This window comes from Insulibacter thermoxylanivorax (assembly GCF_015472005.1).
Lineage (GTDB): Bacteria > Bacillota > Bacilli > Paenibacillales > DA-C8 > Insulibacter > Insulibacter thermoxylanivorax.
The window spans coordinates 27747-51018 of the sequence record NZ_BMAQ01000002.1 but is presented as its reverse complement, the minus strand read 5'-3'; the positions used below and the strand labels follow the sequence as shown (position 1 = coordinate 51018).

Sequence of the window (23272 nt, the reverse complement as noted above, 5' to 3'; positions counted from 1 at the left end):
CGCGGACTTACGCCGCTGGTTATGTTAAGAGACGCCTAAGGAGGTTAGAAGATGTACGAGAACAAAAAGATCTTCATCACCGGCGGCACCGGTTCATGGGGACATGAGCTGGTTCGCCAGCTGCTGACGAAGAACCCGGCGAAGATCGTCATCTATTCGCGCAGTGAAGCGAGCCAAGTGGCGATGCAGCGCGAGTATGATGATCCGAGACTGCATTTTGTCATCGGTGATATCCGCGACAAGGCCGCTCTCACCACGGCTTGCGCGGATATGGACTATATCTATCACCTGGCGGCATTGAAGCATGTCCCCGTCTGCGAGGACCAGCCTTATGAAGCGCTGAAGACCAACGTAACGGGTACGGCCAATGTCATCGAAGCCGCCATTGAGAACCGCGTTCCCAAAGTGATCTATATCTCCACGGATAAGGCGGCCAACGCATCGAATTTCTACGGCATGACCAAGTCCATCGGCGAGAAATTGATCGTCCATGCCAATACGCTGTCGGATCATACGAAGTTCGTCTGCGTGCGCGGCGGCAATGTCCTCGGTACCAATGGAAGCGTCATCCACATCTTCATGAATCAGATTCGCATCCGACGGGAAGTCGGGATCACCGACGCGAAGATGACGCGTTTCTTCCTCACCTTGGAAGATGCGATTAAACTCCTGTTCAAAGCATCGCAGGAAGCGATCGGCGGCGAGATCTTCGTGATGGTCATGTCCGCGTGCCGGATCATCGACCTGGCCGATGTGCTCGCCGAGCACATGGGTGTGAAGGATTACCGCATTCGCGAACTCGGTGTCCGCCCCGGTGAGAAGATCCATGAGATCCTTTATTCAGAATATGAGAGCCACAGCACCGTCGTCTATGATGAAGAATACCTCGTGATCCTGCCGACGCTGGAAATCCCGGGCTTAAGAGAAGCTTACCGCGCCTTTCCGCCGGTGGAGAAGGAGATCTATTGTTCGGCGGATTCGCTGATGTCGCGGGAAGAGATTCGCCGGATGCTCATCAAGGGAGGATTCTTGTCATGAAGATCCTGATCCTGGGCGGCGTTGGGATGGCCGGGCATATGCTTAGACGATATTTCGCCTCCAAACCGGGCTGCGAAGTGCTGTATACGATTCGCCAACCAGCCGATGAAGCCCTGGCACCGGCTTCTTCTTCAGAGAGATTCCTTGTGCTGAATGCACTCAACCTGGGCGATGCCGACCGCTTGCTGGAAGAGGTGCGGCCCGATATTGTCATCAACGCCGTCGGTATCCTGAATCAGCATGCTGAAGCGATGCCGCGGCACGCAGAGATCGTCAACGGTTGGTTCCCGCATTGGATCGCCGGGAAGCTGGACGAACTCGGGGACGGCGGCAAGCTGGTGCACATCAGCACCGACTGTGTATTTGCCGGAACAGTCGATGAGGCGGATGAAGTGAATGGTGTGAATAAAGCAGATGGAGCAGATCGTAAGGTGCGTGTCATAGAGGGCGATCGCCGCAGAGATACCGATGATTCAGATGACAGGGGGATAAACGGACGCTATCGGGAAACAGACATGCCGGACGGCACGAGTGTCTATGCGAGGACCAAAGCCGCGGGAGAAGTGAAGGATTCCCGGCATCTGACGATTCGCACGTCGATCATCGGACCGGAGATTAGAAGCCAAGGGATCGGCTTATTCGGCTGGTTCATGAAGCAGCACGGCATCGTGCACGGCTACACGCGAGTGCTGTGGAACGGGGTCACCACGCTGCAGCTGGCCAAATCCATCGATGACATGCTGCACCGCGGGGTCAGCGGGCTGTACCATCTCACTGCACCGTCATGCATCAGCAAACACGACCTGCTCGGGCTCATCGCTGAGCAGTTCGATAAACGCGATGTTCGGCTGATCCCTGCGGATATGCCGATCTTGGACCGAACGCTGGCATGCACGCGCACGGACTACAGGGCGGAAGTGCCGGATTACCCGAAAATGCTGAGCGAACTGCGCGAATGGATGGGTTCGTCATGAACCCGCTCATCCTCATCACGGGAGCAGGCGGCTTCACGGGAAGGCATGCCTGTGCTCATTTCCGGCGGAGCGGCATGCGTGTTGCAGCGCTGCTTCGCAGCAAACAGACTGCGCCGCTTGAAGCTGACCAGAGACACATCTGCGATCTCTTGGATCTAAAACGGCTCAGGGAGATCGTGCTGAAACTTCAGCCCGACTATATCCTGCATCTCGCCGGTGTAAATGATGTAGCCAGGTCATGGGAGGATCCGCTCAGCTGTCTCGAGAGCAATATCCGCGGGACGCTGCACCTCCTGACGGCGGTGCTCGAGTTAGCTCCGATGAAGCCGAGGATCTTGGTTGCCGGCTCGAGCCACAGTTTCCCTCCCGGCGAAGATCCGCCGCAGCCAAATCATCCCTACGCCCTCAGCAAGACCGTGCAAGCGCTGATCTCCCGCTCCTGGTCCCATCTCTACGGATTGCCCGTCATCGTCGCCGAACCCAGCAATTTGATCGGTCCCGGCGCTTCCGCCGGCATATGCGGTCTTCTGGCGGATTATGTCGCGCGCTGGGAACAAGGGATTTGCGACGCCCCTTTCCGCTTCTCTTCCTTAACGGAGAAGCGCAACTTCCTCGACGTACGCGATGCAGTTCAAGCCTATGAGAAACTCCTGCTCCACGGCACTCCCGGCGGCTTGTACCCCATCGGTTCACCAGAGACCCGCTCCCTCGGCGAAGTGCTGGACAGCTTCCGGCGAGCGGCGGGGCGGGATTTCCCCTATATCGATCTGCAGTCCCCGCCGCGGGATGACGACCCGCAGCCGCTGGATCTAAAGCCGCTTGTGGATCTCGGCTGGAGTCCGAGGATTCCCTTCGATCGTTCGATCCGGGACATCTTAAACGATGCACGCAGCCGCCTTAAGGAGACCGGAAAAACCAAAAACAAGCCTGTCAGAGAGGAAGTTGCTGATGATTCCTAAGGTGTCGATCGTCATTCCCTTCTATGCGGATCCCTATGTGCAGCATGCTGTGGACAGTGCGCTGCAGCAGACCTATCCAAATATCGAAGTGATCATCGTCAACGACGGTTCACCGCAGTACGGAGAGTTGTTAACACCGTATCTCCATCATCCTCAGGTCCGCGTCTATCATAAGGAGAACGGCGGAACGGCGAGTGCGCTCAATGCGGGCATTCGCAGGGCAACGGGGGATTATATCGCTTGGCTGAGTTCGGATGATTATTTTTATCCATGGAAAATCGCCCGGCAGCTCGCCTATATGATCCCGCGTCATGCACGCATCTCGTACAGCGACTATGATCTCATCGATGAACATGGGAATGTCACGCAGGCCTGTGCCGGGCTTAAGTTTGCTTCCTACCCTGAATTCTGCCGAACCTTCCTCAAGGGCAATCCCGTCAACGGCTGCACCGTCGTCATGCACAAAAGCCTGCTCGAGAAGATCGGGCTGTTCGATGAGGGGCTGCCTTACACCCATGATTATGATCTATGGTTTCGCATCATCGTATCGGGCATCGACTTCCATTATGTGCCCGAGTCCTTGATCCGCTACCGCGTGCACAGCGCCATGGGTACGAAGAAGCATCTGCCGGTCATCCTCCAGGAGACGGAAGTGACGAAGTCCCGCTGGCGGGAGCCGATGCTCGAGTTTCTGCGGCGGATCGGGCATTAGAACTGCTTCGCAGCCCCAAGCTGCCGCAGCATTTGCTTGAAGTGCCTCGCATATACCTCCGGAGAAAAATGCTTCTCCACATACCGTTGACCCTGCAGACGGATCTTCTGCCGTTTGTTCGGTTTGCGCAAGTATTTAAGCCCTTCGCGGATGCCGGCCTGCTCGTCATGTCCCGGATACAGCTTGCCGGTATGGTCATGGATGATGAAACTCGCGGGACCGTCGGAATCGCTGGCCAGCACAGGGCAGCGGCAGCTCATCGCTTCCAGCAGGGCATAGCCGAATCCTTCATTGAGCGACGTCGAGCAGAGGAAGCCGCCGGAATCACCGATCAAGGAGAACCTGCTTGCCATCTCCGCATGCGGGACATTCGTCAGCCGCACGAAGCGGCCGGTGTTGAAGGGATATGCAGCGACAGCCTTTTCAAATCGCGCGCGTTCGTCTTCTTCATATAACTGCGCATGCTCGAACATCCAGATCTTCACGGCGGGATGCTGCTTTAACCAAACTTGCGCCATGCGGAGAAATGCGGACCAATTCTTGTTCTTCTCGATCCGGCCGACCCAGGCGATCACCGGCTCGCTGAGCCGCGGCAGGGAGCGGTAAGTAAATTCCTTCGTATTCAGACAATTATGAAAGGAATAATGTGGCAGGTTCGGATACAGGTCTTGGAACAGTTGCTGCATATGCCGAGTCCGCGGATAAAGCACGGCATTGCAGCAGGAATGGATGAAGGGCAGCGCCTCCAGCAGCGTTCCCATCGTCTGTTCGATCGTTCCCAACCCCTGACATTCGAAGACCAACGGTCCCTGGAATCCGCAGCGGCGGATGCGTTCGAGCATCAGATAATTCGCATTCACGATGACCGCATCATAGGCATGGGCCGCAAGCAGCTGCCGCAGCTGCTCATCCTCGTCGGTGATATAGCGGATCATCCCGCCGGGCGGCGTTCCGCCATCCTCGCTGGGCCACTGATAGAGAAAATGACACTCCACCCCATGCGCCGACAAGGCAGCATACCGCTGACGATTCAATGTCTCCACCCCGCCGCTCGGGATATAGTAGGTGATCAAGATCTTCATGATGGTTCCGACTCCTCTCCCATGCACCTCTAGAACACTTTGGGCCTCTTAACACCATATTCTCTAAGCGTCATATGGTGATTGGCCGCAAGCCGTATGTTCTCATTGCCCGATGATCTCCTTGCGCCTGCATTCGCGTGAACTTGAGTAAACTGCGCCGCTTGCTTCCCGCTCTAACGGAACTGAAATCCCTTATTTTGACGAAAAAAGGAGCAAAAAAATCTAACGGAACGTCAGTACGCTATTTGCTGATTTCAGAGGGGATAACCCCCAATAAACAGCAAATAACGCACCATCGTTCCGTTAGATCTCGAAAAACGCAATGTTGGGGAAAATAGCGTATCGTCGTTCCGTTAAGATGTGCTGAAACCCAGCCCAGCTCATGCGCCAGCCCCGGACCTACGCTGAACGATTCGACAAAGCGTGCAACATCACGGTCAGATCCTCATGCGCCGGGAAATGATGCAGCTTGCGGAGCAACCTCTCCGCATATTCCGTATAGCGATCGCGAATCCGCATTGCCTTCTCGATCGCTGGGCTGGCTGCGATGGCGCTGATGACTTCATCGAATTCCTTCTGCAGCGACTGCGGATGCAGCCTGCGAATCGCATCCCCGAGCTCAGGATCCTGCAATGCCAAGAGCACCGGCAGCGTGATATTGCCGTTGCGCAAGTCAGCGCCGGCCGGCTTACCCAGTGCCTCATCCGATTGCACGAAGTCCAGGATATCGTCTTGAATCTGAAAGGCCATCCCAAGGGCATCGCCGATGCGATACAGCAGCTCAGCGGTGCGTTCATCCGCCTGAGCCGCTTCCGCTCCTGCCTTCAGACAAGAGGCCATCAGCATAGCCGTCTTCTGTCTCGTCTTTGCCACATAGAGACGCAGCGTGATGTCGAAGTCGAAGGCACACCGCATCTGGCGGTATTCACCGAGGCACAGCTGGGAAGCCAGGGCGGCCAGTTCATGGGATAACCTCTGCTCATCCTCGGAGTCTTCATCATAGGCCGTCTGAGTCCATTCCAGAGCGCGGGCGATCATATAATCCGCGATCAAAGCCGCCGTATAGACACCCGTTCTGCGGTGCAGGGCGATTTCACCGCGGCGCATACGAGCACCGTCGATAATATCATCATGCACGAGGGAGGCCATATGGAGGTACTCCATCAATACAGCGGTACGCAGCAACTTACTCTCTTTCGTCTTGCGGCCGAACCGTCCGCCGATGATCACAAGCATTGGCCTCAGCCGCTTGCCGCCGGAGGCGATCAGACGCAGCACGCTGTCGCGGATGATCGATGAAGAAGGAAGATCGGGATCACTTAAGATGACATCAGCCATCGCTTCATCAATGACTGATAAGGGGATGTCTAACCTTTCATGCAGCTTCATCGGTATCACCGCCGGACTTGGAAGATTCCCCTTCCAAGAAGTCGATGATCTCTTGTGGAAGCAGCGCAAGCGCGTCTTCAATCGATGTCCCGTGTATAAGCTTGATCTGAATTCTCTTGTAGGCGCTCGTCAGATGAGCGATCAACCGGTTCTCATCCATCAGATTGGCCATCTGAAAATACACGCCTAGCATATAATCCCCGTCCAGAATCGTCTTCGCCAAGGACTCATCCGGATGATCGGCTTCGCAATCTTGCAATTCTCGATGCCGCAGGATGGCATGATGGAGCAGATAATAGCAGCCGAGGATGACCACTTTGCGGACATAAGGAATCGGATAAGGATGAAGCATAGCGGCCATCTGTTCCAGTGCATCGCATCGTTGATCCAGCTGGATCTCCGCCTCATGGGACAGCTGTTGGTTCAGCAGCTGCTGCATATCTTGGATCAAACGACGATCGTCCATTGGGCTTCCCTCCATGTTCACGGATTGGTTCAACAGCTTGATAGTAGTCTTCCTGATTAAACGTCCGATTAATATGGAAAACATCAGGAGCCGAAACCATATGGAATATCGGATCCTGATGCTTTCACTAATGATGCAGATGATTAGTCCGCGTACAGATACCAACGCTTAACGAAAGGTATCTTCTTCCAAACTTTCTTCAGCCGCGGAATGACATAGTAGTCAAGGCCGAAGGTGCTTCCGGAACCGCCGATCAAGGCGATGCCGCCCATGATATACCAAAGCATCTCCGTTGGGGCCATACCGGAAGCCCAGATCATAAGGCCCATCAGAACCGTTGCAACAGAAGAAAGTGCTGTGAACAATCCGATGACCAGGAAGGCGCCGAAGATCAGTTCTGCGAACACCATTCCTGTCTGGAACACATATGCCATAGCAGTAAAGCTGCCGTCTGCCTTATAGAACATGAGGTCCATCGACCAATTGACCATATTCTCAACAAATCCTGGTACCGGCAATGCTTCAACCGCTGTTTCTGCCGCTGCAGATGCTGCCGAAGTTGCATCGGATGCTGCGCTTGTACCGTCAACTGCCTTGGCCGGAATCAAGAAGATCTCGCCTTCGAAGACCTTAGCAAGTTTGTCCCAACCTTGCATGAACCACAGTACACCGACGTAGATGCGCAGCGGCAGCAGCCAGAAGTTCGGCGAGCGCTTCGCAAAGTGGCCGCCGACGAAGCTGCGGTTATTCTCCACATGGAAGAACTGGTGAAGCATGTAGCTGTAGACTTTGTTGAAGCCGGCAACCTGGAACAGATAGAACATATTGATGAAGTGCTTGATGAACATTGCCAGGAAGCCGGAGCACATGAACTTCTTCTTCTCCGTGCCGACATTCGCTACACCATACCGGCTGCCGATCGACACCATCATGCCATGGAAGCTCGGTTTGTAGGACTTCTTCGGCTGATTGCGGATATCTGCGACGATGTTGTGTGCAACAAGCGGTGCCGATTGCTCTGCATTCTCAACCATCTGCGGCACCGGAGCGCTTGCGCCTTCCGGGATATAGAAGATGTTATCGCCGACGACATAGACATTCTTATGATCCACGGATTCCAATTTATCATTCGTGACGATCCGCTTGCGTCCCTGCTGCTGAACATCGAGGTTGTCAAGCAGCTCGGACCCTTCGACACCCGCCGTCCAGATCACCGTACTCGACGGAATCTCGCGATCACCGACGGTAACCGAATGCTCTGTTACCTCCGAGATCTTCGAACCGGTTAGGATGTTTACGCCCAGCTTCTTCAATCTCTTCTCTGACTTCTGGATCAAGCGATCAGGAAGAATCGGCAGAATCTTAGGCTGCATATCCGCCACATAGAGTTCAACCTCAGAACGTTCAACTCCGTATTCTTCACATAGATCTTCCACCCATTCGGCCAGCTCGCCGATCATCTCCACGCCGGTGAACCCTGCGCCGACGACGACGAAGGTAAGCAGCTGCTTGCGAACCTCTGGATTTCTCTCCTTGATCGCGCGTCTGAACATCTCCGGGATGTGTTCGCGCAGCCGTACGGCATCTTCGAAGGACCAAAGCGTAAAGGCATGTTCCTCCGCACCGGGCGTACCGAAGAAGGTCGGTTTGCTGCCCGTACCGATGACAAGATAGTCATAGCGGTAAGTCTTCGATTCCCCGATCAATTGGCGCTTCTTGAAGTCGATGTTTGTGATGTTGTCAAGTACGACGTCGACATTCTTGAATCCTGCGAAGATCTTCTTCAGATCGATCTTAACGGAATCCTCTCTAACCCGGTTTGCAGCGACTTCATGGATCTCTGTCAACAGGGTATGGTAAGGATTGCGATCGATAAGCGTGATTCGAATATCCGGTTGTTTCTTGAGTTTTTTGGCGAGTTTCTTGGCTGCGATGACGCCTCCGTACCCGCCCCCAAGGACTACGATTTGTTTCATGCCGATTCCCCCTATTGTTGTTAGCTGATCATGCTGCTCGCTGTTCTAATCCAGTCATACAGCTGTATGACCCAGCGGTGGAAATAAGTTGGGGATCACGTAAGATGCACTCTTAGCGTGATCCCGTGTAATCATTGATGCTTATGATGAGATCACTATTCAGGATTATTTTGCGTTTGCCAGCGCTTCTTCAGCCAGTGTGAAGAACTCTACGACGTGGATCGTTACGCCGGAGATGGCGTCCGTATGTCCTTGTTCCGTCGTGTAGGTGATGGCTGTTGGGTCTTGTGTTTCGATGAGGTACTGCTCAGCAAGATACGCTTGCTCGTGCCATTCTGCTTGCGCACCGCCCTTTTCGACCATGCCGTATTCGCCGTTCTTGGATACCGTATCCTTGTCATCGCCGCCGTCTTTGTGGATACCGTTCCAGTCAGCTGCGACGATGTTGCCGGCCATAACGGTGATCGTAGCGGTGTACTTCCAGCCGCTGCTGCCGAAATCCGGTTCTTCTGCGTAATAAGTGCCGTCCTTATACGGACCTGGTTCTACCGGACCAGCTGCGAGGGCTTTTTTGACCACGTCTACGAAGCCCTTCAGGTTGATCGTTACACCGGATACCGCATCGGTCTTGCCGTCTTCATTCAGAGCGAAGGCATCCAGGTCTTGTGTTTCGATCAGGAATTGCTCAGCTTTCTCCGCTTGCTCATGCCATTCTGCGATTGCACCAGCTTTGATCATGCCGTATTTGCCTTGTCTTGCGGCTTCTTTCTTGTCCAGACCGCCTTCCTTGTTCAGCGCGTTCCAGTTCACAGAGGTGATCTTGCCGCCTTCAACGGTCAGAGCTACAACCTCTTTCCAAGCGTTGTCCTCTCTGAACTCGCCTTCAGCGTAATACACGCCGTCTTCCCATTGACCTGCATTTGCTGCTTCGTTAGAACCTTCATTCTCTGTTTCTGCCGCCGGCGTGTTCGCTGCCTCATTGGCCGCATTGGCGTTGTCAGCGTTGTTCGCGTTGTTGCCGCCGCAGCCGGCTAAGACCCCAACTACCAACATCAGTGCTAAGAGTAGTACAGATAGTTTCTTCCCCATGTTTGATAGCCTCCTACTAAAATCTTGATAGTGTGAATTATTTCACATTCTATGTGAAAAATCTAACATGGAATGGCGGTATGTTCTGTGACGTTTATCACATTTATCGAAAAGTTCTTTCACGTTATTTTTGCCGCCTCTCCATGAAAACGTTTGTCCCGTCCGATCGATCTTAGATTTGGAACAGCGAAGCGATGATCATCGCCAGTCCAACCACTTGGTAGATCTGCACGGTCTTCGCATTCGCCGCTGTCAGCTGCGGGATGTTGCGTGCGTGCCTGCGAGCGATGCGCACCGTCTGCACTGCCCAAGGAATCGTCGCCAGTACAAGCAGCCAGAGCGGATTGCGGCTGACCACAGCCAAGATCACCGCCGACGCATAGGCCGCTGCGTAAAACCATGCATAGACCTTCACGCCCCGTTCCGGCCCAAGTCGCACGACCCAGTTGCGTTTACCCGCTTTGAGGTCCGCTTGATAGTCAGGATATTGGTTGATCCAGATGACATTCATGATCAGAAAAGCTACGGGTAAACCGATGAGTGCGATCTCCCATGACCAGGTATGGGTCAGCATCAGATACATGCCGGAGACGATCAGCGGTCCGAAGGCGATGCCGATGAAGATCTCGCCTAACCCTCTGTAGCACAGCTTAAACGGCGGGAACGTATAGGCGATGGCGATGATGCCCCCGGCCATGCCGATCCAGAAGATCCTTGGTTCGCAATAAAGCGCGATATAGACCCCGATGAGAAAAGCCGCAAACAGCGTAGCAACGGCGATGACGCCCGTCTCGAACAGGGACAGCTTCCCTTGGATGATCGTCTTCTTCCCGCCGCTGAATGGCGTGCGCTGGTCGCCTTCGACGTAGCGGTCGGTCCCCGACAGGAAATCAAAAAACTCATTGACCGCATTCTTGCCGATCTCGATCAGGTAGACGCCGACGAAGGCAATCGCCATCCATCCCCAGTCCAAGGAACCTGTCTTCGCATAGGCAAGAGCAACAGCCACCAGCATCGGCACCGTCGATGCGATCCAGATCTTCGGATCGGCAAGCTGCCAGAACCCTTGCCAGATTCTCCTGCCGTTAAACGGCAGGAACATGTGATTGTGGTGTTGTTGCAGCATAGCTTTCATGGTGTTCATCCCTCTCCATTTTTTCTATCTTTATGATATATCCATCATCACATCAGCACTCGCCAGGCGAGCGCCAGCATGAAGACGACTGCAAAACAGAGTACAAATCCCGAATCCATCCTGCTCCAGGTGAGCTGATGGTAACTTGTGCGGGGCATGCCCGGCACAAAACCGCGCGCCTCCATCGAATCCGTGAGCTCCTGCGCCCGCCGGAACGTCCCTGCCGTCACCGGCACGAGCAGCGTGATCAGCACCTTCGCCTTGTCCTTCCACGAGCGCTCAGCAAAGTCAGCGCCCCGCGAAGCCTGTGCCTTCAAGATGATCTTCGCCTCATCGATGATCGTCGGGATGAATCGCAGGGAGAGATTGATCATCATCGACCATTTCTCCGGCGACACGCCCAGGAAGCGGAAGGGCTGCAGCAGCCGCTCCAAACCTTGAGTAAGGCGCGCCGTCGGCGTCGTGAAGGTCAGGACGGCACTGAATAGGATGAACAAGGTCATGCGTCCCGCAGCGACCGTTCCTTGGACGAGATTCGCTGCCAGATCATGTTCATCGAACAGCACCGGGAAGAGGAAGATAAAGGCGATCAAATACCGAAGCGGCCGCAGCGAGCGCAGGTACGCTTTGAATGGGATGCGCGTCATGCTGATGATGAACAGGGAACCCGCTGCGAGCACCGCCAGTCCGATGAGTGAATGAATCGTCAAGATCATGGCAAAATACAGGATCATGGCGATGATCTTCGCCCGCGGATCGAGCCGATGAATCGCGGAGTCGGCGGCGATATATCGGCCTAACTTGATGGAACGGCGCATGCTTCCACCCTCCTCGCCAGAATATCGTGAATGCAGACCGCAAGCCCTTCCGGAGTCAAGGCGTCGCGGGTGATGTTCTCAGCGGGCAGCCGGTAGTGCTCAAAGATGCGGCGAATCATCCGCACCGTCGACGGCATGGGGAAGCCGCGTGCTTCGAGCTCAGCACTGCCTGTGATGAGTTCAGCGGCGCTGCCGTGAAACACCCGCTTCCCTTGCTGGAGCAGCACATACTCATCCGCATAGGGCAAGACTTCATCGAGGCGATGGGTTACCAGGATGATCGTCTTCCCTTCTTCGTCGCACAGCCGGCGGAAGATCTGCAGGAGTTCATCGCGGCTGATGGGATCAAGCGACGCCGTCGGCTCATCGAGGACGAGGATGTCGGGCTCTGCAGCCAGCACCGCAGCGATTGCAGCTTTCCGCATCTGACCGCCGCTTAGGTGGAAGGGGTTCGCCGTGAGGACTGCTTCATCCAATCCCAGCAGTTGACAGACCCTGCGCGCGGTCTGCTCCGCCTTCTCCCTGGGGATGCCGAAGTTCACCGGTCCGTAACAAAGATCATCGAGCACCGTCATCTCGAAGAGCTGGCGCTCTGGAAACTGGAAGACAAGTCCTACTCGTCGTCTAAGTTCATTTGCTAGCTTTAGCTTCTCCCCGGAGCGAATCCGGTAATCCAGGATATAAACCTCGCCTTCGCTCGGCTGATAGATGCCGTTGCAAAGCTGCAACATTGTCGACTTGCCCGACCCCGGCGGTCCGAAGACCGTGATGAAGCGGCCCGCGCCCAGCTCCAGGTTCAGATCCCGAAGAGCCGGAGGCACCTCCGGTTGGTCATCCGCATAGCGATAGGTCACATGTTCGAATCGAATGTCCATAGCTCATCCATCAACTCCTTCTCGCTCCATGCATCACCAACCGGAACGCCGCAGCGCTGCAATGCACGCGCGAACCTGGCTGCATAAGGCGGTGTAATCCGCAGCTTGCGAAGCAGTGCATCATCGGCCAGCACCTGCTTCGGCAGGCCGTCCGCGATGATCTGCCCGCCGCACAAGCCGATGACGCGGTTGGAAGCCAGCATCTCCTCGCAATCGTGGGTCACGGAGACGATCGTATAGCGGCCGGACGCCTGCAGCTGCCGCATGATCCCCAGGATCTCCTGCCGCCCTTGTTCGTCCAACATCGATGTCGCTTCATCGAAGAGCAGGATCTGCGGCTCCATCGCTAAGACTGCCGCCAGCGCAGCACGCTGCATCTGCCCGCCGGATAAGGTACCGGGATAGCGCGGCAGCAGTTCGGTGATGCCGAGGTGTTCGCTGTAACGGCTGAGTCTCTCCTCCATCACTGCCCGGTCCAAGCATTGGTTCTCAAGCCCGAACACGATATCATCCTGCACTGTCTGACCGACAAACTGGTTCTCCGGATTTTGGAAGACGAAGCCGATCTGCTGGCGAACAAGATGCAAGGTCTCATTGCTGAGCGGCACCTTGTTGATGATCACCTGTCCTGCTCTTGGTCGGAGCAGTCCGCCGATCACCTTGAGGAGCGTGGACTTCCCGCTGCCATTCGGGCCGACGATGCTGACCCATTGTCCCTCTGGGATCGTGAGTGTGACGTCCGACAGCACAGCCGCTGAAGCGCGGGCATGCCGGAATACGACGCTCTGCAGTTCAATCATGAATACCTCAACTCCTCAAAAGCCGGGATGCGCTCCAGCCGCTGGATGAGATAGCGGGCGGCCAAGCCCACGAAGATGCCCGTCACGATGCCTGCGGCCATCAGGAACGGCAGATAGTAGAAAATCTTCGCCGTCCCTAAGACGATCGTAGCAGCTCCCAGCTGTCCGATATTATGGGTGACTCCGCCGACCAGGCTGATGCCGATCATGCTGAAGCGGCCGCTGCCAATCCGCAGCAATCCGTACATGAACAGGAAGCTGAGCAGGGAGCCGGCGATGCTGAACAAGAAGCTCGAGAACGTACCCAGGATCAGCGCCGTTAATACCGTCTTCAGCGCGATGAGAGTCAATGCATCACGTGCCCGCAGAAAGTACAAACACGTCAGCACCATGATGTTGCCAAGACCCAGCTTCGCGCCGGGAACGGCCAGCTGGAGCGGGATCATCGCTTCGATCAGGCCCAATACAATGGTGATCGCTGCGAAGATGGCGATGATGACGACTCTTCGCAGATCATAATACCCGCGGCTGCCTATGCCCGCTTGATAGCGGTCGGACACCCGATCCTGCGGTTCAGGATACGACAGCATCAACATCCGCCTCCTCTCCATGCTCACCGATGATCTCTACAAGGACGCGGTTGGGCAGACAGACGATGGTATCTCCGATGCGGTCTTTGAACCCCATCAGCACGCAGAGGTCATCGCGGCAGTCCCCCTCGATCATCCTCACTCCCCCGTCTTTGACTTGCAGCAGATTATAACCGTGATTCGTTCGGATCTCGATCGTCTGTTCCTCATCTAAACGAACCGTGCGATAATGATTTCTATCGACGGTGATTCTGGCATATTTGACACCGTCATAGGAATCCGACGCGGCTCGCTGCTGAAACATCATCCAAGAGGTGATGCCTAAAGTGATCAATACGATTGCGATTAACCATATATCGCCGCGCTTCATGTGCTGTTCCTCTCCTCTCCCTGTTTCTTACTTGACTTTAAGTGTAATTTTTCTCATATTGATATTTGTCATATTAACATTTGTCACACTTAGAGTATGTGAAAAATATCACATTTGTATAAAGTGATTTTTGTTACGATCACACTATAGACGAGATAACGAGGAGAGATCACCATGCTGACTAAGAAAATGAAGGATTTTATAGCGAGCAAACCAGCGATGAAAATCATGATCTGCCTGCTCGGATTCGCTCTGCTGCTGGGCTGTTCAGATGATGGTACCAGTCCGGCCAATCAGATTCAATCGCAAACCTATTTTATATTTGACACTATTGTGACAGTTCGCATCTACGACGAGAAGGCAGGAGACCAGCACTTCGCAGCGATCGAAGACATCCTGGAAGACATCGATGCGAAGATGAACCGCAATCTGGCATCGAGTGAGATCGCAAAGGTCAATGCGATGTCCGGCAAGGAGCCCGTGCAGGTATCGCCGGAAACCTTGGAGGTCGTGAAGACCGCGGCCGCGTTTGCTGAATTATCTTCAGGGCGTTTCGATCCGACGATCGGCCCGCTGGTCGACCTATGGGGCATCGGCGGGGATTCACCGAAAATTCCAAGTGAGGCGGAGCTGCAGGAGGCGATGGCTTTGGTCGATTACCGTGAGATGGAAATCGATGAGGAGGCCGGCACGATCTACTTGAAGCAGCAAGGCATGTCCCTCGACCTGGGCGGAATCGCTAAGGGATATGCCGCCGACCGCATCTCTGCTTACTTGTCCGAAGCAGGTTTCGAAAGTGCGATCATCGACCTCGGGGGGAACATTCTCGCCAAGGGGATCAAACCGAACGGCAGTCTATGGACGATCGGCGTGCAAGATCCGGACGAGACGCGGGGCACAACCGTCGCCACGATCCGTGTAGAAGATAAGACGGTGGTCAGTTCCGGCGTCTATGAGCGCTATTTCATCCAAGACGGCGTGCGCTATCACCATATCTTCGATACGCAGACCGGTTACCCCGTGGACAATGAACTCCTCAGCGTCACCATCGTCACCGATCGCTCGATGGATGCCGACGCGCTGTCGACGGCGGTATTTGCCCTTGGTTTGGAGCAAGGTTTGGAGTTCGTTGCAACGCTGGATGAGGTCGAAGCGATCTTCGTCACCGAAGACAAGAAAGTATACCCATCTGAAGGCCTTAAGGGCAAGCTGGAGATGACCAGCGAGGAGTATACGCTGATCGAGTAACCCCAGGTAATGGTGATGGGTCGCTGGGTTATGGATGCCGCATTGTTTACCCGCGTTCAGGACGGCTCATATGCGGATCTAGCTCATGATCTGGGGTTCTCAATGTTCGGAGCGCCTAACGGGACGCCTAAAACGAGACGCCTAAACCGGGACGCCTAACGGAACGTGGGTACGTTATTTCTTCATTTTAGGCGGTTTTACAAAAGTAACGGAACTACAATCCGTTATTCCCCCTTTTTCTATGGTTCTCATGTTGAAAAGGGACGAATAAGGTACTGTAGTTCCGTTAACTTGTATTTAATATGTTTTTTCGCACAATAGCGCACCATAGTTCCGTTACTGCACGCACCGTACCGGACCCGCACAACATCAAACGCACCCGTTTCCACTTCTAGCATGCTGAGTCAACAAAATCTGTCGTTTCACGCCCTGTCTCCGCTTCCGAGCATGCTGAGCCGACATTTTCTGTCGTCTCACTCAACGGCTCGCTTCTAAGCATGTTGAGCCGACAATTTCTATCGTCTCACTCAACGTCTCTTCTCCCGTGCACACTGAGTCAACATTATCTGTCGTCTCACTCAACATCTCGCTTCCGAGCATGTTGAGCCGACATTTTCTATCGTTTCACTCAACGTCTCTTCTCCCGTGCACACTGAGTCAACATTATCTGTCGTCTCACTCAACATCTCGCTTCCGAGCATGCTGAGCCGACATTTATTATCGTCTCACTCAACATCTCGCTTCCGAGCATGCTGAACCGACATTTTCTATCGTCTCACTCAATGTCTCACCTGCCGTCACACTGACTCGTATCACTAGACTCGCATGCACCTGACTCATGCGCACTCGGCTGCCCGCCGCTCACCGATGCTTCTATGCATTCTATGCATTTCTGTGCATTCCTCTTAGCATTACAGTTTCACCGGGATCGGTTTGCCAATCGAGATGCTGTCAGCGGTCACTTCCGCATCATAAGCGAGCAGCTGCACGCCTGAACGGGCTGCTAAGGCTAAGGCCTCGGCGAAGGGAGCATCCATTGCCGCGTGCGGCGTAAATGTATGACATCCCTGCATCTGAACCAAGAAGAGGATGACCCCCTCATACCCTTCCTTAACGGCTTGCACCAATTCCAACACATGCTTCGTCCCCCGCGTCGTAGGTGCATCGGGAAACATCGCAACGCCGTCCTTCGCCAGAGTTACGCCTTTCACTTCGATGAAGCCGCGGCGCTCGTCCTTAATATACATAAGATCAAAACGCGATTTTCCGTACTTCACTTCCCGCTTCAGCTCATCGACATTCCCAAGCTCCGCGATTTTCCCCTTCAGGATGGCATCATAGACGACGGCATTCGGAACCTGCGAATCGATGTTCACCAGCGCCCCATCCTTCTCAACAGCGATCAAGGAACAGGCATACTTGCGGCCGCGGTTTGCGGACGCTTCGAGATAGACACGAGCACCGGCTGTGAGCAGCTCCTTAAGTCGGCCCGTGTTCTTCACGTGCACAAGCTCCGGTTTGCCGTCGATCTCAACCTCTGCGACGAAACGGTTGAGACGTTTAATGAATCTGCCGCTGATCACTGGGTGGTAGTTCATGATCTCTGTCTCCAATTAACCGCATATTCTTCGCTCATACTCACTACAGCATGATTCCACATACTCACTACAGCATGATTCCACATACTCACTACAGCATGATTCCACATACTCACTACAGCATTATTCCACATACTCACTACAGCATTATTCCACATATTCAAACTTCGCTTCCAATCCCTCTTCCGCGTTCGGTCCCGCTATGACCAGGAACTCGCCGGGCTCAGCTGCCCACTCACCGCTTCTGCCGATGATCGCCAGATCTTCCGCTGTGATCGGGAAGCTCACTTCCTTCGTCTCGCCCGCCTCCAGCTTAACTTTGGCAAATCCCTTCAGCCGCTTCAACGGCTGCGTCACGCTGGCGGTAAGATCGCGGATATAGAGCTGCACGACCTCTTCCCCTGCCCGTTCGCCGGCATTCGTCACGTCCACCGTAACCGTGAGGGTTTCCGATCCGCTGATCCGCGTCTTGTCCAGCCGTAAGTTCTGATAGGTAAACTCCGTATAGCTCAGCCCGAATCCGAAGGGATAGAGAGGCGCCGCCGGCATATCGATATATCGCGAAGTATACATGCCGCCCGGCGGACGACCGGTATTCTTGCGGTAATAATAGATCGGGATCTGTCCTTCGGAGCGCGGGAAGGTCACCGGCAGCCTGCCGCTCGGATTGACATCGCCGAACAGCACATCGGCAAGCGCATGGCCGCTCTGCACGCCTAAGTGCCAAGCCTGCACGATCGCATCCGCATGTTCCTCCAGCCAGCCGATCACAAGCGGCCTCCCGGTCATCAAGACGACGATGAGGGGTTTACCCAGCTGTGATGCGGCCTCTACCAGCTGCCGCTGCTTGCCGGGCAGATCCAGCTCCGCACGCGAATTGCCCTCGCCGCTCATCTCCAAGGCTTCGCCGACAGCGATCACCGCCGCATCCGCCTGCTTGATCACTGCGAGCGCCTGTTCCAGCTGCTCCTGCGTGCCGTCTTCGATGCCGCAGCCCTCGGCGTACAGAATCTCAGTTTCTGATCCGGAGAGCTTCGCCGTGATCCCTTCATACAAGGAGACGACGTCCTCTTCCCTGCCGTCAAGCGCCCAGCAGCCGAGTTGGTCGCGGCGGTTTTTCATCATCGGGCCGATCAGCGCCAGTTTCTGAATTTCCTTGGAGAGCGGCAGCGTATGATTATCATTATGAAGCAGGACGATGGATTCCCTCGCTGCCTGCCGAGCCAGCGAGATATGTTCCTCACTCAGGATCACGCTGGATTTTAATGATGGCTCGATAAACGGCTTATCGAACAATCCCAGCTTGATCTTCACCGCCAGGATGCGCTCCACTGCCTGATCGATCAGCTGGATGTCCACTCTGCCCTCTTCCACAAGCTCCGGCAAGTAGCGGAAATAAAATCCAGAGTGCATATCCATATCCGTGCCGGCTTTGATCGCGAGCTCCGCCGCTTCCTTCGGATCCTTAGCGACGCCATGGACGATCAGTTCAAGCAGCGCATTGTAGTCGCTGACGACGATGCCTTCGAAGCCCCATTCTTCCCTAAGAATCGTCGTGAGCAGATACCGGTTGGCACATGCCGGGATACCGTCCAGTTCGTTGAAGGAAGCCATGATGCTGAGAGCGCCTGCCTCAACGGCCATGCGGAACGGCGGCAGGATCACTTCCCGCAGCACCCGGTCGGAGACATCCACGGTGTTGTAATCTCTGCCCGCTTCAGCAAAACCATATCCCGCATAATGCTTAGGGCAGCTCGCCACAGACAGCTTCTCAGCGGACCATTCCTTAAGCTCCGCGCCGCGCACCCACGCTTCGGCGATCCTGCCGCCGAGATACGGGTCTTCCCCCGGGCTCTCGGCGATCCGGCCCCAGCGGGGATCACGGGTAATATCGATCATCGGCGCGAACACCCAGTGGATCCCATCGGCCGCCGCCTCTCCAGATGCAGCCGCCGCCGCTTGTTCGATCACCGCGGGATTCCAGGAAGAAGACATCGCAAGGGGAATCGGAAACACCGTCCGATAGCCGTGGATGACATCCCTGCCGATGATCATCGGGATGCCCAGACGGGAGTTCTTCAGGATCTTCTTCTGCAGCTCGTTCGCTTCCTCCACGCCGGAAATATTGAACAGCGAGCCGATCAGACCACGCTCCACCATATGCTTCATCAGCTCATTGATCTCGCCGCCGGCGTCGGGATTAATCGCATGGAACCCCCAATCGAACTGGCTCATCTGGCCGACTTTCTCCTCCAATGTCATCTGAGATACCAGGGATCTTGCCTTTGCCTTGATCTCAGGTGTCAACCATCTGCGGCTCCCCATCCTCATCACCTCTTCAGAAACTTATAATATTTAAGAAAAAAGCGAACCCAGTGCATGATCACGCACCAGATTCGCTTCTCCTGCCCTTAGTCTTCCAAACGTTCAAAACCGATCCAATCGATCTCCAGCCCTGGCTTGACATGATCCAGTTTCATCTCATAGAAACCGGCTTCGAGTTCTGCCTTCACGAGGCGTTGTCTCGTCCAGTGGCCGTCCGTGCCGTTCGTCTGCGGAGTCGCGACCCATTCACCGTTCAACGTCACGTTGCACGCACTCTGGGCGACGTTCATGCCGTCCTTCTTCACCCGTGCCATCAGTCGGTACAGGCCGGATGTCTTCACTTCGATAATCGTAGATCCGGATTCGTGCGGCTTGATCTCCGCGTAGTCTTCCAGCTGCTGAACTTCTTCTGCTGCAAGCTGAGACTTCGCTTGGATCTTCACGATCTGCTCCGGAGCCAGCTCCTGCTTGCGCGAGAATACCGGCGCTTGCATCAGGAAGCGGCAGATATTCATCGCCGAACGCTGCAGCTCACCGCGTGTCAGCGTGCCGTTGGCCAGCGATTCCAAAGTTTTGTCCTCGCTCGCATTGACTTCTGCACCGTAGTTCGGAACGACCATGTACAGATCGTTCTGCGCGCGGATCATGAAGTTCGTATTGTTGCGGGCTGCTGGACCGCCGTTCACCGAATCGTTCATCGTTGCCCACCAGTCGGTCATGACGATGCCTTCGAAGCCCCATTCCTTGCGCAGGATCGTTGTATTCAGGTCGTAGTTGGACGCCGACCAGATGCCGTTGATCGGGTTGTACGCCGTCATGATCGAATTGGCGCCGCCTTCCTTCACCGCGATCTCGAAGCCGCGCAGGTACAACTCGCGCAGCGCGCGCTCGGATACCACCGCATCGACCTTCGTCCGATACTTCTCTTGGTTGTTGCAAGCAAAGTGTTTCAGTGTGGCGTTGGAACCGCCCTTCTTAACACCGATCGTGCACGCCGCACCGAATACTCCGGTGATCAGCGGATCTTCCGAGAAATATTCGAAGTTCCGGCCGTTCAGCGGGCTGCGGCGCAGGTTCATACCCGGACCAAGCAATACGTCGATGTTATTGCGGACCAGCTCTTGGCCTTCCAGAACATACAGCTCCTCGATCAATTCCGGATCCCAAGTTGCTGCCAGCAGCGTGCCGATCGGCAATTGCGTTGCCTTGTGGCCGCTGTCCATGCGGATGCCCGAAGGACCGTCCGCTGTACATCCGACAGGAATGCCGTACTTGCGCAGGCTTTCGCTCATGCCGCCGAAGGCGGAAGCTGTACCCGGCGTCACCAGCGGGCTGCTCATTCCTTCTCCGCGGACGATCATCGCCAGTTCCTCATCGGACAATTGAGCGATGAACTCCTCCATCGACACCTTGCCGGCCTTCACGTCATGCAAGGTGTAGCCCTTATCGCCTGTGTATTCGTAGGTTTCAGGCAGATTGCGTTCGATCCGCTCTGCCAGCGAGATCGTGCGGGTCGGTACCGGCTCATAGGTCAGCTCATAGGTGCCGTCCGGCTTGCGTGCCCCCGGTTTGATCCGCTCGAAGCTCTCTACAGGCGCCAAAGCCTCTTCCAGCTGCTCAACGACGCGCAGCGTATCAACAACGTACCCATCGCGGCCGTCCACCTTCACTTGCTCCGTCTTCTTCACGCTGTTGCCCACGTGGATATAGTACGTGCCTTCCTCCAGCACGTATGCGGAGCGGTGTCCGGTTGCACCCGAATCGTCATAGGAAGCCAACGATGCGATCGGGAAGCTGACGACGACGCGCTCGGATTCACCCGGCTGCAGAAGTTTCGTCTTCTTAAATCCGGCCAATACCTTCACCGGTTTGCCCAGCTTGCCCTGCGGCGCTTCGACGTAGACTTGCACGACTTCCTTGCCCGCGTAGGTATCGCCGATATTCGTCACCGTTACGCCGATCTCCAGCCAATCCTCGCCGTCCTTCTTCACCGTCTTCGCTTCTTCCGGATTGACGTTGAATTCCGTATAGGAGATCCCGTAACCGAATTCATATTGCACCTTGTCCGGGCAGAAGGTCTCGAAGTAGCGATAGCCCACATAGATATCTTCCTGATACAGGTTCTTCGTTTCTGCACCGTAGTTCGCCGTAGATGGATAATCATCGATGGAGTAAGCGATGGTATCTGTCAGCTTGCCGCTCGGAGTCACTTCGCCGACGAGCACATCAGCGATCGCATTGCCTCCTTCCATCCCGCCGTGCCAAGCATAGATGATGCTTGTGATCGGATGGACGTAGTCCTTATCCTCCGCCCAGCTCATGTCGATGATATTCGAAACGTTCAGCACGACGATCGTCTGCTCGAAGTGCTTCGTCACGGCTTTCAACATCGCGCGTTCTTCATCCGTCAGCAGATAGCTGCCCGGTTTGATCTCGTTATCTTTATCTTCACCAGCGGTACGGCCGATGACGATGATCGCTTTGTCGGAATGCTTCCTGGCTTCGGCGACGAGTTCGTCGGTCAGAGGCATCTCTTTCTGGAACCAAGGCTCTGCTGCCCAACCGCCGCCGCCGTCATCGAACGGGTTCTCTTCGATCCATTGCTCATAAACCTTAGCGAGATCTTCATTGATGACGATATTCTTCTTGCTGCGCAATCCGTCCAGCAAGTTCGTCGTATAAGGCACGTTGACACTTCCGCCGGAACCCGTACCGCTGCGGTAATAGTTGATCTGTATACGGCCAAAAATGGACACACGATCCCCGTCTCTCAGGGGAAGGACTTGGTTGTCGTTTTTTAGGAGGACTGCGCCTTCAGCCGCTACTTTACGGCTAAAATCCGCAAACCCTTCCAATGGAACGCCTATCATGTTAGTGCTCATATGTATTCCCTCCATTTTCTCCTGTTCCACATACCCATGTTACTGGATTCCGAGATGCATATGCAAGCCGCTGGATCACTTGACCAAAAGTTTGGCATCCAATGCAAAATATTGGGACAACCTGAAAGCCTAGTGTCCATATCCCAGTTCACATGAGCATGACGGGCATATACTTTCACTTTAACACAAACGATTTCATTTCCAATGATCTGTATAGTTGAATTTTCTTCGAAAATGGGTGCAAAATAGTTGGTTTATACGGGTGTATGCGGGTGTATGCGTGCCATCGTACGCGAGTGTCCTGTAGCGCCGCCATTGTACGCGAATCTCCTGCACGCGAGGCGCTGGCACAGCCGGCAAGACATCGCAATGTTGCGGAACACAGATCCCTTATTTTGCGATTTTCCGGGGTATTGCCAAGTTAACGGAACTGCGGTACCTTATTTTCTCAAATCGTGCCCGGAAAGCTTCTTTTATGCGCAAATAACGGATCACAGTTCCGTTAGGTACAGCAAATCACCGTTTTTGTCACCAATAACGCATCCAGGTTCCCTTATCCTCCATCAAATCTGTAATAATCCTCATCATATTTTCAACAGCACCTCAATCCGCACACAAGAAAGCTTGTCCTCATAAACGAGTTTTCCCGTCTTTATATCTGTTTTCGTGCATACAGCGCGAGTATGGCATATAGATGTTCCGTGTAAATCTCTAATAGACACAGTAGTCCTCAGAATTAGACATGGAATCGCATTAAAAGACAACAGAATCTGTCGACTCACGCGCTGTTCTCCACTCACATACTGCCGAGTAAACAACATCTCATCATGATTCATCCTGCTTCAGCCACATCCTCCCATCAACCTCATAATTAACTTCTTACATGTGGAATAATTGCATAAATATTCTTATTCCATTACAATATCTTTAAAGTAATAGATCCATA

At 54.6% G+C, this 23272-nt stretch carries 19 protein-coding genes; 5 read left to right on the top strand and 14 right to left on the bottom strand.

All coding sequences use genetic code 11. From position 1 onward, the window contains the following. Nucleotides 1–51 precede the first annotated feature (51 nt). The 4 genes from PRECH8_RS01440 to PRECH8_RS01425 are packed head-to-tail and all read left to right on the top strand — an operon-like array spanning nt 52 to nt 3683. On the top strand, nt 52–1038 hold the full coding sequence (locus PRECH8_RS01440) for a polysaccharide biosynthesis protein (protein WP_200965293.1): 987 nt from the start codon (nt 52–54) through the stop codon (nt 1036–1038). Next, complete coding sequence (locus PRECH8_RS01435; protein ID WP_200965292.1) at nt 1035–2012, top strand: sugar nucleotide-binding protein; 978 nt, start codon at nt 1035–1037, stop codon at nt 2010–2012. The genes PRECH8_RS01440 and PRECH8_RS01435 overlap by 4 nt, the downstream gene beginning before the upstream one ends. Beyond that, on the top strand, nt 1994–2971 hold the full coding sequence (locus tag PRECH8_RS01430; protein WP_200965291.1) for an NAD-dependent epimerase/dehydratase family protein: 978 nt from the start codon (nt 1994–1996) through the stop codon (nt 2969–2971). The genes PRECH8_RS01435 and PRECH8_RS01430 overlap by 19 nt, the downstream gene beginning before the upstream one ends. Then, a complete protein-coding gene (locus PRECH8_RS01425; protein ID WP_200965290.1) occupies nt 2961–3683 on the top strand; it encodes a glycosyltransferase family 2 protein in 723 nt (240 codons plus the stop codon). The genes PRECH8_RS01430 and PRECH8_RS01425 overlap by 11 nt, the downstream gene beginning before the upstream one ends. Here PRECH8_RS01425 and PRECH8_RS01420 read toward each other — a convergent pair. The 11 genes from PRECH8_RS01420 to PRECH8_RS01370 form a co-directional block, all read right to left on the bottom strand. After that, a complete protein-coding gene (locus PRECH8_RS01420; RefSeq protein ID WP_200965289.1) occupies nt 3680–4765 on the bottom strand; it encodes a glycosyltransferase family 4 protein in 1086 nt (361 codons plus the stop codon). The genes PRECH8_RS01425 and PRECH8_RS01420 overlap by 4 nt on opposite strands. Nucleotides 4766–5164: 399 nt before the next feature. Then, nucleotides 5165–6103 (bottom strand): polyprenyl synthetase family protein, encoded by a 939-nt coding sequence (locus tag PRECH8_RS01415; protein ID WP_242457375.1) that lies wholly within the window; start codon nt 6101–6103, stop codon nt 5165–5167. 37 nt (nt 6104–6140) lie between these two features. Then, nucleotides 6141–6620, bottom strand: coding sequence for a hypothetical protein (locus tag PRECH8_RS01410; RefSeq protein ID WP_200965287.1), 480 nt, complete (start codon nt 6618–6620; stop codon nt 6141–6143). 143 nt (nt 6621–6763) lie between these two features. Beyond that, nucleotides 6764–8596 (bottom strand): FAD-dependent oxidoreductase, encoded by a 1833-nt coding sequence (locus tag PRECH8_RS01405; protein ID WP_200965286.1) that lies wholly within the window; start codon nt 8594–8596, stop codon nt 6764–6766. Between the two features lie 165 nt (nt 8597–8761). Beyond that, nucleotides 8762–9685, bottom strand: a complete 924-nt coding sequence (locus PRECH8_RS01400; protein WP_200965285.1) for an FMN-binding protein — start codon at nt 9683–9685, stop codon at nt 8762–8764. A 172-nt stretch (nt 9686–9857) separates the two neighbouring features. Continuing rightward, on the bottom strand, nt 9858–10820 hold the full coding sequence (locus PRECH8_RS01395; protein WP_242457374.1) for a prenyltransferase: 963 nt from the start codon (nt 10818–10820) through the stop codon (nt 9858–9860). A 47-nt stretch (nt 10821–10867) separates the two neighbouring features. Then, nucleotides 10868–11638 carry an energy-coupling factor transporter transmembrane component T family protein gene (locus tag PRECH8_RS01390; RefSeq protein WP_200965284.1) on the bottom strand — a complete coding sequence of 257 codons (771 nt, stop codon included), beginning with the start codon at nt 11636–11638 and terminating at the stop codon, nt 10868–10870. Next, complete coding sequence (locus PRECH8_RS01385; protein ID WP_200965283.1) at nt 11617–12513, bottom strand: ATP-binding cassette domain-containing protein; 897 nt, start codon at nt 12511–12513, stop codon at nt 11617–11619. The genes PRECH8_RS01390 and PRECH8_RS01385 overlap by 22 nt, the downstream gene beginning before the upstream one ends. Next, complete coding sequence (locus tag PRECH8_RS01380) at nt 12489–13313, bottom strand: ATP-binding cassette domain-containing protein (protein WP_200965282.1); 825 nt, start codon at nt 13311–13313, stop codon at nt 12489–12491. Before PRECH8_RS01380 ends, PRECH8_RS01385 begins: the two co-directional genes overlap by 25 nt. After that, a complete protein-coding gene (locus tag PRECH8_RS01375) occupies nt 13310–13900 on the bottom strand; it encodes a Gx transporter family protein (RefSeq protein ID WP_371871160.1) in 591 nt (196 codons plus the stop codon). Before PRECH8_RS01375 ends, PRECH8_RS01380 begins: the two co-directional genes overlap by 4 nt. Next, nucleotides 13887–14273 (bottom strand): NusG domain II-containing protein, encoded by a 387-nt coding sequence (locus PRECH8_RS01370; protein ID WP_200965280.1) that lies wholly within the window; start codon nt 14271–14273, stop codon nt 13887–13889. Before PRECH8_RS01370 ends, PRECH8_RS01375 begins: the two co-directional genes overlap by 14 nt. A 174-nt stretch (nt 14274–14447) precedes the next feature. Between PRECH8_RS01370 and PRECH8_RS01365 the strand changes: the two genes are divergently transcribed. After that, nucleotides 14448–15521: an FAD:protein FMN transferase gene (locus PRECH8_RS01365; protein WP_242457373.1), complete on the top strand. Its 1074-nt coding sequence runs from the start codon at nt 14448–14450 to the stop codon at nt 15519–15521. 911 nt (nt 15522–16432) lie between these two features. Here the strand turns inward: PRECH8_RS01365 and sfsA are convergent. The 3 genes from sfsA to PRECH8_RS01350 all read right to left on the bottom strand — a co-directional run bounded on the left by sfsA (nt 16433) and on the right by PRECH8_RS01350 (nt 22326). After that, the gene (gene sfsA, locus PRECH8_RS01360) at nt 16433–17119 is read right to left on the bottom strand and encodes a DNA/RNA nuclease SfsA (RefSeq protein WP_200965279.1); all 687 of its coding nucleotides are present in this window, start codon (nt 17117–17119) and stop codon (nt 16433–16435) included. Nucleotides 17120–17266: 147 nt separating this feature from the next. Next, the gene (locus tag PRECH8_RS01355; RefSeq protein ID WP_200965278.1) at nt 17267–19444 is read right to left on the bottom strand and encodes a glycoside hydrolase family 3 N-terminal domain-containing protein; all 2178 of its coding nucleotides are present in this window, start codon (nt 19442–19444) and stop codon (nt 17267–17269) included. Between the two features lie 86 nt (nt 19445–19530). After that, the gene (locus PRECH8_RS01350) at nt 19531–22326 is read right to left on the bottom strand and encodes a glycoside hydrolase family 3 protein (RefSeq protein WP_200965277.1); all 2796 of its coding nucleotides are present in this window, start codon (nt 22324–22326) and stop codon (nt 19531–19533) included. Nucleotides 22327–23272 lie beyond the last annotated feature (946 nt).